Source organism: Deltaproteobacteria bacterium (assembly GCA_016874755.1).
Lineage (GTDB): Bacteria > Desulfobacterota > Binatia > UBA9968 > UBA9968 > DP-20.
The window spans coordinates 1-1,864 of sequence record VGTH01000101.1 but is presented as its reverse complement, the minus strand read 5'-3'; the positions used below and the strand labels follow the sequence as shown (position 1 = coordinate 1,864).

The following is a 1,864-nucleotide window of genomic DNA, read 5'->3' as shown; positions in this document are numbered from 1 at the left end:
TCACCTGATGGAGACTCCGGCTATCATTCGCAAGATCGTCTGGGCATCGGAGAACGGCTACGATGCCGTGATCCAGAGCAACACCTTCGACCCCGGCGTCGATGGCGGCCGACTTTGCGTTTCGATTCCTGTCATCGGTCCGTTTCGCACGACCATTCACATGGTCGCCAACCTGGTCGATCGCATCGGCATCACGGTGCCGCTGCCGTCGCACATCCCTTACACCTGGCGGCTCCTCCGCACCATGGGCATGGACGGTTTTGTCACGGGCATCAAGACGCTCTCCGCCTATGGTTCCGACCTGAAACAACGGCGGCAAGAAATCACCGAGAAAACCGCTGCCCTGGTGCGCCAGCTAGTCGACGAAACCGGGGCGCAGGCCGTGCTGCCGTTGGGCGGCGCCTTGATTCCGTACATCGTCGACCCGGCAGAAGTGCAGCGCATGACCGGCGTGCAGGTATTTAACACCAAAGCGATTTCGATCCGCGTCGCCGAGATGTGCGTCGCGCTGGGTCTAAGCCACAGCCCGCTCACCTACCCGCGCGGCAAACTGAGCTACCAAGATTTTCTATCCAAAGTGTAGGGGGGCGAAACATGAAGCGCAGCACCGACCGAATCCTCACCACTCATTGTGGCAGCTTGGCGCGGCCAACGGAGCTGCTCGATTTGATGAAGGCAAAGCTGAATGGCCAAGCCTACGACCAAGCCGCTTATGCAAAACGTGTCACCGCCGCGGTTGCCGAGGTTGTGCGCGAACAGGCGGCGACCGGCATCGATGTTGTGACCGATGGCGAGCAAGGAAAGCCTGGGTTCTTCACCTACGTGCGCGAGAGGCTCACCGGTTATGAAGCTAAGCCTGCGCCGGCAGGCGGCTGGCAGCAATGGGCGGCGGAGATTGCGGATTTTCCGGAGTACTACGAACAGTATCTCGGCAAGCGCATGATGGGCGGCAGCATCGCGCCGCGCACGCCGCTGCTCTGCACCGGACCGATCAAATACCAGGGGCAAGAAGCGATTCGCCAAGACATCGCAAACCTAAAAACAGCGATGGCCGGACAGCAAGTTGCCGAAGCATTCATGCCCGCCGTCGCACCCAGCGGCGTGGAAAAAAACGAATACTACAAATCCGACGAAGAATATCTCGCCGCCGTGGGCGACGCGCTGCGCGAGGAATATCTGGCGATCGTCGATGCCGGCTTCATCCTCCAGATCGACGACCCTTGGCTCACCGAAGTGCACAGTCAAGACCCTTCATTGAGCGCCGCCGCACGGCGCAAAATCGCCGAGCGTTCCGTCGAGGCGATCAACCACGCCATTCTTGGCATTCCGACAGAGAAAATTCGCTTTCACACCTGCTACGGCATCAACGAAGGACCGCGGGTTCACGATGCGCCGCTGAAAGAGATCGTTGATCTAATCTTGAAAATAAATGCCGGCGCCTACCTGTTTGAAGCCGCCAACGCGCGCCACGAGCATGAGTACCATGTCTGGGAGACGGTCAAACTCCCCTCAGGGAAAATCCTGATTCCCGGGGTGATTACCCACTGCAGCAACATCGTCGAGCATCCAGAGCTGATCGCAGAGCGCATCGTCAACTTCGCCAAGCTCGTCGGTCGTGAAAACGTCATCGCCGGCGCCGACTGCGGATTTTCATCGCAAGCAACTTACAACCCGGAAGTGCACCCTAAAGTCGTCTGGGCCAAGTTCGCCGCCATGGCCGAAGGCGCACGCTTGGCAACGAAACAACTGTGGCGTTAGCAAAGCGACACGAAAAAAGGGCGACGGCTCAGCACCGTCGCCCTTTTGGACTGACTCAACTATCGAGTTGAAACTAACCTTCGATAACCTTCTTCCACTTGTCGTA

The 1,864-nt window shown here is 58.7% G+C and carries 1 protein-coding gene; it reads left to right on the top strand.

All coding sequences use genetic code 11. From position 1 onward, the window contains the following. The first annotated feature begins 594 nt into the window (after positions 1 to 594). Positions 595 to 1,758, top strand: coding sequence for a cobalamin-independent methionine synthase II family protein (locus FJ145_26635; protein ID MBM4264987.1), 1,164 nt, complete (start codon positions 595 to 597; stop codon positions 1,756 to 1,758). Positions 1,759 to 1,864 lie beyond the last annotated feature (106 nt).